Source organism: Roseateles sp. (genome assembly GCF_052436255.1).
Lineage (GTDB): Bacteria > Pseudomonadota > Gammaproteobacteria > Burkholderiales > Burkholderiaceae_C > Pelomonas.
In genome coordinates this window covers 1-8,796 of record NZ_JBQVNP010000183.1, presented here as the reverse complement: position 1 = coordinate 8,796, position 8,796 = coordinate 1, and the positions used below count along the sequence as shown (strand labels likewise).

At 66.4% G+C, this 8,796-nt stretch carries 5 protein-coding genes and 1 pseudogene; 1 reads left to right on the top strand and 5 read right to left on the bottom strand.

Annotated elements, in window-relative coordinates:
- From ACT6S0_RS24700 to ACT6S0_RS24685, 4 genes and pseudogenes are all read right to left on the bottom strand, one after another.
- A pseudogene (locus ACT6S0_RS24700) lies at positions 1 to 248 on the bottom strand (hypothetical protein); the annotation flags it as partial.
- A 54-nt stretch (positions 249 to 302) separates the two neighbouring features.
- Positions 303 to 1,775, bottom strand: a complete 1,473-nt coding sequence (locus ACT6S0_RS24695) for a tryptophan halogenase family protein (protein ID WP_444766412.1) — start codon at positions 1,773 to 1,775, stop codon at positions 303 to 305.
- A gap of 158 nt (positions 1,776 to 1,933) precedes the next feature.
- On the bottom strand, positions 1,934 to 5,137 hold the full coding sequence (locus tag ACT6S0_RS24690; protein WP_444766411.1) for a TonB-dependent receptor: 3,204 nt from the start codon (positions 5,135 to 5,137) through the stop codon (positions 1,934 to 1,936).
- 97 nt (positions 5,138 to 5,234) lie between these two features.
- Complete coding sequence (locus ACT6S0_RS24685) at positions 5,235 to 6,929, bottom strand: hypothetical protein (RefSeq protein ID WP_444766410.1); 1,695 nt, start codon at positions 6,927 to 6,929, stop codon at positions 5,235 to 5,237.
- Between ACT6S0_RS24685 and ACT6S0_RS24680 the strand changes: the two genes are divergently transcribed.
- Entirely contained in the window at positions 6,897 to 8,339 is a 1,443-nt protein-coding gene (locus tag ACT6S0_RS24680; protein WP_444766409.1) for a tryptophan halogenase family protein, read from the top strand. The two genes, ACT6S0_RS24685 and ACT6S0_RS24680, sit on opposite strands and share 33 nt — an antisense overlap.
- An 18-nt stretch (positions 8,340 to 8,357) precedes the next feature.
- On the opposite strand, the gene ACT6S0_RS24675 is transcribed toward ACT6S0_RS24680, so the two are convergent.
- The coding region (locus tag ACT6S0_RS24675) for a FadR/GntR family transcriptional regulator (protein ID WP_444766408.1) at positions 8,358 to 8,796 on the bottom strand (439 nt) is incomplete at its 5' end.

Here is an 8,796-nt window from a genome sequence, read left to right as displayed (position 1 = left end):
GGCGTGGGCGCGGGCGGCATGGGCTCGGGCGACCGCGCCGGCTCCTTCAGCTGGATCAGACTCACGTCCAGGCTGCGCGGCAGGGGCGGCGGCGGCACGCGCGCACGCCAGCTCAGCACGGCGGCCAGCAGCAACACGTGGACGGCGACGGTGGCCACCAGCCCGATGCCGTTGAAGCGCCGCCGCCAGGGCGGAGATACGCCCGGCTGTGCGGGGGCGAGAGAGAGCGCGGAGGAAGGCGAAGTCATGGAAGACCGGGGGAAATCGGCCCGGATTCGTGGTGGGAGTCGCGGGGATAGCGCTCAGCGCAGCACCTGCTCAAGCATCCGGTGGTGCAGCGGCATGGGCGCCACCGCAGCGGCAAGGGCATCGCGACGCCCCTTCAATGCGGACAGCGCGCGCTCGGGCGGTATTTCGGCGAACACGGGGTCGTCACGCTCGGGCCAGTGCTCCATGCCGGCGTGGATGGCCAGCCAACTGGTCGCGTCGAAGCCCTCCTCGTCGTACTCGTGCAGCACACCGAAGCGGCGCCACAGCTCCAGGCGGAAGGCCAGCGTCTCGGGCAGTTCCATGCTGCTGACGTGGCGCCACAGTTCGCTGTCGCGCCGGCGGGTCAGGCAGTAGTGCAGGATGATGAAGTCACGGATGCGGGCGAAGCGCCGCACCGAGCCCTCGTTGAACAGCGCTTGCGCGTCCTCGTTCAACGGCCGGCCTTCGGTCAGCATCGTCATCAGGCGCCCGATGCCGTCCTGGATCAGGTAGATGCTGGTGGATTCCAGCGGTTCCAGGAAGCCCGAGGACAGGCCGATGGCGATGACGTTGTTGACCCAGAAGCGCTGACGATGACCGGTCTGGAAACTCAGCAGCCGCGGCTCGGCCAGCGGCTGGCCGTCCAGCCGCGCCAGCAGTTGATCGCGCGCGCGGTCGGGGTCGATAAAGCGGCTGGAGAAAACATGGCCGTGGCCGGTGCGGTTCTGCAGCGGGATGCGCCAGGCCCAGCCACCCTCCAGTGCGGTGGCCTGCGTATAGGGCGTCAGCTCCTCGGCGCTGCGCTCGCAGGGGCAGGCCCAGGCGCCGTCCACCGGCAGCCAATGGCTGAAGTCGACGAAGGGCTCGGCCAGCGCGCCGCCCAGCAGCAGGGAGCGAAAGCCCGAGCAGTCGATGAACAGGTCGCCCTCGATGCGGCGGCCATCGTCGAGCTGCACCGCCGACACGCCGCCATCGGGCCGGCGCTGCACGTCGACGATGCGCCCCTGCGTATGGCGAGCGCCGCGCTGCATCGCCAGCTGGCGCAGGAAGGCGGCGTACTGCACCGCGTCGAAGTGGTAGGCGTACTTGAACTGCGAGTCGTCCCTGGGCAAGACGAAGCGACCTTGCATGGCCATCACGGTCGGCAGGCATTGCGTGCCGAGCGGCTCGGTCAGCCCCAAGCGGCGGTGGTGGGCCCACAGCGTCTGAGAGCCGAACAGGTTGCCGAAGTGGCCGAAGGTGTGGAAGTAGTCGCGCCCGACCTCCAGCCAATCGCAGAAGCGGATGCCGAGCTTGTAGCTGCCATTGGTGGCGCGCAGAAACTCGGCCTCGTCGATGCCGAGCAACTGGTTGTAGTTGCGTATCGACGGGAAGGTGGCCTCGCCGACGCCGATGATGCCGATGTCCTCCGACTCGACCACCTCGACGGTGGCGCGGCCCTTCAGACCGGTGACGAGCGCCGCAGCCGTCATCCAGCCGGCGCTGCCGCCGCCGACGACCACGATGCGGTCATGTCTTTGCGTCATGTTGATTCCCTCGAACACATGGGCGAACTGTCGCGCACGCCCGCAATGACGAGCAAGCGCTGCAACGCTGGGTAGTGTTCCGGCGGAACAAAAAATGGCTGGTCGCAAGTACTGCGACCAGCCTGTCCGATGAGCCGGGGCTCAAGCCCCTGCTCGCATCAGAAGTCGTAGCGGCCAGTGACGTAGTAGCTGCGGCCCGGGAAATTCCAGCTCGCGCCCATGAACCCCGGCGTCTGCATGTTGCTACGGCGCACGGTCACGTTGTTCAGGTTCGTCACGCTGAGCGACATGCCGAACTTGTTCGTGAAGCTGTACGAGACACCGCCGTCCCACTGGCCGAAGGCCTCCTGGTACTGGGGCAGGCCCCACCAGGTGTCCTGCATGCCAAGGCGAGCCGGATCGGCACTCGTGCCGTTCTGGCCGTTCGGGCTGTTGTCATTGCCGACATTCTTCAGCACGCGGCTGGTCCAGTTGTAGGCCAGGCGGGCGGAGAAGCCGTAACGGTCATAGCGCAGCGCGAAGTTGGCCGCATTCTTCACGAGGCCCGGTATCGGCAGCGCTCCGAACTGCAAACCGTTGGTGTCGCAGCCATAGACCTTCAGCGCGTCGCTGGTGATCGCGCCGTTGGCCGGGCAGTACTGCACCTGGGCATCGCGGTAGAACTTCTGGCTGCTGCCGATGTAGGTGTAGTCGGCGGACACGCCGATGCCCTTGGCCCAGTCGGGCAGCCTGCCCTTCAGGAAATCGAGATGGTCCAGGTAGGTCTCGCCCTTGATCTCGATGCCATGCAGCCAGGCGCGGGCGGCGTTGCGGGGCCCCGTGATCAGGAAGGACTGGGGGTTGCCCGCGGCGCTGTCGTAGCTCCGGCTGTAAGCCGACTTGTAAATGACGTCCTTCACGTCCTTGTAGAACAGCGTGGCGGTGAGCATCTGGCCAGCGCGCGGATACCACTCCAGACCGAGGTCGAAGTTGTCGGAGGTCAGCGGCTTGAGCTTCGCGTTGCCGGTGTTCACGCCCGAGTAGGTGATCCGGTTGTTGGCGGTGTCGATGTTCTGTTTCAGCTCCACCGACTCCTGCAGCTGGTTGAAGCCCGGACGGTAGACGCTGCGGGCCATGCCCACGCGGCCCAGCAGCTTGTTGTCGCCGGTCAGGTTGAACTTCAGGTTCATCGAGGGCAGCACGTCGACGTGGCTGGCGCTCACATCGAGCGGGTCGTTGACCGTGTCGAAGCGCGGCACGTCGGGCGCCGTGCGGTCGTTGTAGTCCGGGTTGAAGTTCGTGTGGCCATGCGAGGCACGCCCCGTGTACACCACGCGCACGCCGATGTTGCCGTCGACCGGCACCTTCCAGTCGTCGAAGCCGAAGCGCAGGGTGCCGTAGACGGCATGGGTACGCTCGGCGACGTTGCTGATCTTGTTGGGGTTGAGCCCATAGCGCAGCGTCGTGTCCCAGATGTAGGTGGACGCATCGCAGGTGGGCACGTTGATCTGCGTGCCGGTCGGGTTCTTCGCGTTCTCCGCCCGCGCCCAGCCCTGGGAATCCAGGCATTGGTTGTAGCGGACATCGCCAAGCAGCTTGGCGTAGGTGTTGTAGTCCTTGATGCCGTTGTAGGTCGGGAACACCACGCTCGGCGGGTTGTTCCCGCCGAAGTTGCGGTAGTTGAACACCTCAACCGGCGCCGCGGCCGCGTAGCGTGGATCGCTCAGGTAGGCGAAGTTCGCGCGCGACTGCCAGCTCTGATCGTCGTTCGCGCCGGGCAGCTGGCCGGCCGTCCCGGTCTGGCGCACCACCCAGGGCTCGGCGATCGACTTCCAGCCCACGCTGTTCAGGTCGCCGGCATAGACCGCCTGCTCGCGCACGGAGGTGCGGTGGGTGGTGCGGAAACCGACGCGCAGGTCGCGCAGCACCTCGTGATCAAAGACGAGCTTGCCGTCCACCTTCCAGGCATAGAGGTTGGCGTCGCCCTTCAGACGCCCCGGCATCACCGACAGCCAGTAATAGTTGCCCGGATCCGCCAGGAAGGTGCGCGTCTTGTCATCGAACCCAATTTGCACCGGGCTGTTGCCGGAGGTGGTGATGTCCATGCTCGGCGCGAAGGTGGCCGTCTGCACTTCCTCGCCGCGGGTGCGGAAGCTGGACTTCACCCACTGCAGATCGTTCTGCAGCGCAAAACGTTCGCTGACGTTCCACTGGAAATTCCAGGCCAGCTCGCTGGTGCTCGTGCGGTGCTGGGTGAATGCCCGGCTCGTGCCCATGCTGATGCCGCCATCGGGGAACTGGTTCGCCCCCTTGCCGCCACGATTCCACGCGGTCACGTTGCCGTTTGCATCGCGAGGCAGCCGCAAGGGATAGCTGTAATGGGCCGAAGTGATCACGCCGCGATCGTCGATCACCGGGTTCTCGATCAGCACGTTGTACGGCGACGCGTTGAAGTTGGGGTCGCCGAAGCTCGGGTAGATGTTGGAGCCGGTGTTCTCCTCGAGCCCCTTCGAGACAAAGGCCGTCAACGACGACTGCATCTCGTTCTTCTTCCACTGCAGCGCGCCGTAGAAGCCCTTGCGGTCACTGGTGCCGAGGTTCTGGCCCCAGTTGGCGCCCGTCGGTGCCCACACGGTCTTGCCGTCCATGGTGCGCGGGAAGTAGGGCTGGACCTCGAGCTTCTGCGACTCATAGGCCGAATGGTTCAGCGCCAGGTCGACCAGCACGCCCCAGCGGCCGGAATCTGCATCCCACCGCGTGGAATAGAGACCGGAGAGCGTCGGCGATGCCTTCTTCGTGCGTTGTTCGTAGTTGCTGCCGAAAGTGACTGTGCGCTTGGTGCCGCTGAAGTCGAACGGCAACCAGGTGCGCAAATCCACCTGGCCGGCCACGCCGCCTTCGATCTTCTCCGCCGACGGATTCTTGTACACGTCCACGCCGGCCATCAGCTCGGACGGCACGGCGCTCCAGCTCAGGTCGCGCCCGGGCCAGCCGGCGGAGAAGATCTCGCGGCCATTGAGTGTGGACGAGCCCCAGGACAGGCCGCGCACATTGATGCGGTCATCGCTGCCCTCGGAGAAGTGCTTGGGGTCGTTGTTGGTCGAGCGCACACGCTCGACAGTCACGCCGACGATGCGTTGCAGCACCTCGGTGATGGACTTGTCGGGCAGCTTGCCCGCCTCTTCGGCCACCACCGAGTCAACCACCTCCTCGGCGTTCTGCTTGATCTTCTGTGCGTTCTGCAGCGCAGCGCGCTGCCCCTTGACCACGACGGTGTCCAGCGTTGCCGGCGCGGTCTGCGCCATCACGGCGCCGCCGGCGCTCAGCAGCGCCAACTGGATGACGCCACGGTGGATGGCCGTGGGTCGGAACTGTTTGTTCATGGGTGTCTCCGTTTGCTTCGAATTTGATGCATGCGCGCCGACAGGCCGCGCGCGCCGCGGCGCTGGGTCGGTGAACGCGGGCGATGCGCCCGCGCGACTACTGGATCGTGATGGCGCCCTTGAGCGTCAGGTCCGACGCATACACGCCGTTGGTCTTCTGGGTGTCATTGACATCCATCAGGCGGAAGCGGACCTGGACGATGTTGGATGACTTCATCAGCGTCATCGCCGAAGCGCGCGCGCCGGAAATCCTCTCCAGCGCAGCCTGGAACCTGACCAGACCATCAGCGGTGACCGGATTCGGCAGGGTCCGGATATCGGTGCCCAGGGAAGCCGCCGTGACGCCGGCCAGGCCACAGGCGTTGGTGACGGCGAAATTGGTCAGCGGGATGGCGTAGCTGGTCAGGCCGTTCAACGGCCAAACCAGCGTGCTCAGCTCCACGTTGCAGCCGTTGTTCCTCTTGCCCAGGTTCAGGTGAAGGACGACGGGCTTGTTCGCCGCGTAGAGCCCGCTGTTGATGCCGAGCGTGAAGCCCAGGGCCGTTTCCGTGGTCACCTGCAGGCCGCCGGTCGTGTCGCCGGAGCCGTTGAAGCCCGTCAGGCCCGGGGTGAAGATGTCGATGCGATTGAAACCTGTCTGCCAGCCACCTGGGGTCCAGTTCTTCTCGGGATAGCGCAGCGCCGACGTCAGGGTTGAACCGTCAGCCGGGATATCGCGGTAGCACCAGTCTCCACCCGCATTGCCGTCGCACCACTCCCATCCGGCGCTCAACGGGCTGCCCCAGGGATTGACCGACACGTTGCCGCCCTGCTTGGTGCTCATGGAATTGGACGAACCGCGCCCCGCGCCGCTCGGCTGGAAGCCGTCGGCGATCAACAGCGGATCAACGGCAATGAAACGATCCACCGACTGCTCGGCCCAATTGTCATTGCTCGGCGCCGTGGCCGTGACCGCGCAGGTGCCCTTGCCCAACAGCTTGAGGTTGCTGCCCTCGATGGCGCAGGTCGCCGGGGTGTTGCTCTTGAACGTGACGGCCAGACCCGAAGGCGACGTCGCGCTCAAGGGCACCGTGGTGGTGTTCGCGCTCAGCACGTAGTCGGGCGGCGCAAACGTGACCTGCTGAGTCTTCTTCAGCACGTTGAACAGCTGGCTGACGTCATCGGCAGCGGCCCACGTCAAGCCATCGCTGCTGTTGCCGCCGGCCTGGCTGGCCACCACGCGGCACTCGCCCGCCTTCACCAGCGTCAGCTGCGCGCCAGACACCGTGCAGATGGCCGGCGTGCTGCTTTGGAAGCCCACTGGCAGACCCGATGTCGCCAAGGCGGACAAGGTCACCGGCCCATCCAGCAGCATGCCGCCACCCGGATACTTGAAATCGATGGTCTGGAAGCGCCCCCCGCTGGTCGCGCCTTCGCCACCACCGCCGCCGCAGGCGGCCAACAAAGCGCCTGTCGCCAAAAGCGTCAACCTGCGCGCATGCGGAACCAATCTCTGTTTCACTGCTGTCTCCTGCTCTTTGATGAATGAGTCTGTGGCAACGGACCCGGCGATCTCCTCGCCGACCCCGAGGCTGGACGCCACCGAAACCTGTGATGCGATCATAAATTTGGTCTGACCACAAAGAACTAGGGCAAACTCGCGGCCTGACCAAATTAAGACACTTTGAGGGTTCGCATCATGCGAAGCGTTGGTCTTACCAAAATCGTCATCGTGGGCGGCGGGACGGCCGGCTGGATTGCCGCCGCGCCCCTGGCGCGCATGCTCTGCAGGCCGGACAACCCTGCCAAGCACTGCGAAGTCACGCTGGTCGAATCGACCGAGATCGGTACCGTCGGGGTTGGCGAGGCGACGCTGCCGACCATCCAGTTCTTCAACCAGTTGCTCGGCATCGACGAGGCCGACTTCGTGCGCAAGACAGGTGCAAGCTTCAAGCTCGGCATCGAGTTCAAGGACTGGGGGCGGCTGGGCCACCGCTTCTTCCACGGCTTCGGCGGGTTCGGGCCGGCCATCCACAACCGTCCGCTGTGGGCCTACTGGCTGCGCCTGCGCGCGCAGGACCCCGGCCTGCCGTCCTATGAGGAGTGGTCAACCGCGACCATGATGGCGCGCGGCCTGCGCTTCATGCCGCCGCGGCCGGGGGAGCCGTCTGCGGCCAATGCCTTCGACTACGCCTATCACTTCGATGCGACGCGCTACGGTGCCTACTTGCGCGACTACGCGCTGCGCCATGGCGCCCGGCGCATCGAAGGCACCATCGTGCGCGTGGAAACCTCGCCGGACGACGGCTTCGTCAAAGCCGTGCACCTGCGCGACGGGCAGCGCATCGAGGGCGACCTGTTCATCGACTGCTCGGGCTTTCGCGCCCTGCTGATCGGCGGCGCGATGAACTCGCCCTACGAGGACTGGAGCCACTGGCTGCCCTGCGACCGCGCGCTGGCCGTGCCCTGCAGGCGCGCCGAGCCGATGACCCCCTACACCACGTCGACCGCGCGCGGCGCCGGCTGGCAATGGCGCATCCCGCTGCAGCACCGCACCGGCAATGGCCTGGTGTACTGCAGCAGCCACCTGGGCGATGACGAGGCGGCGCAGCTGCTGCTGTCCCAGCTCGACGATGAAGCCCTGGACGAGCCGCGCCAGCAGCGCTTCGTGACGGGTCGCCGCCGTCAGGCCTGGGTGAAGAACGTCGTCGCCATCGGCCTGTCGTCGGGCTTCCTGGAGCCGCTGGAGTCCACCAGCATCCAGCTCATCATGGACGGCGTGAGCCGGCTGACCGCCCTGCTCCCGGACCGCGACTGCTCACCCAAGCTCGCCGACGAGTTCAACCGCCAGATGGCCTACCGCTACGAGTCGGTGCGCGACTTCATCATCCTGCACTACAAGCTCGGCGCGCGGCGCGACACCGAGTTCTGGCGCGCCTGCGCCGCGATGAGCATTCCGGACAAGCTGGCCCACCAGATCGAGCTGTTCCGCCAGACCGGCCGCGTGGCCATCCTGGAGCCCGAGGGCTTCGCCGAGCCGTCCTGGGCGTCGATCTACCTCGGGCTGGGGCTGTTCCCCGAGCGCTACGACCCCTACGTCGACCTCGTGGACCCAGACCTCGTGCGACGCCACCTGCACGGCGTGCACGATGCGATCCGTCGCTCGGTGGCCGCCATGCCCACGCACGCGGAATTCCTCGCCCGGGCCGCGCCGGCCGCGTGAGCGGCGGCGCCGCTCGCCTCAGGCGGCGTCGGCCCTCTTGGCGACGTGTTCGGCGGGCTCGCTGATCCAGCGGCCGTGCGATGCCAGCAGATGGCTGCACATCGCCGCAGCCGCCGCCTGCGGATTGCGAGCCTCCAGCGCGCGGTAGATGCTCTCGTGCTCCGCCATGGCCGTCTGCCAGGTACCCAGGGTTTCCTGCCCGCCGCTCATGCGCGATGCGATGGCGCCGTGCCGGCCGTCGAACAAGGTCCCCACCATGTCCACCAGCACCGAGTTGCCGGCCATCTCCGCAATGCTGAGATGAAAGCGCCGATCCGCATCGACCGGCTTGCCGCCCCGAATGTGCTCCTCTCGCATCGCGTTCAACGCTTCCTCGACCCGCTGCAGGCCGGCCTTGCTGACGCGCGCGGCGGCCAATGTAATGACGGCACTCTCCAGCACCACACGGGCCTGCATC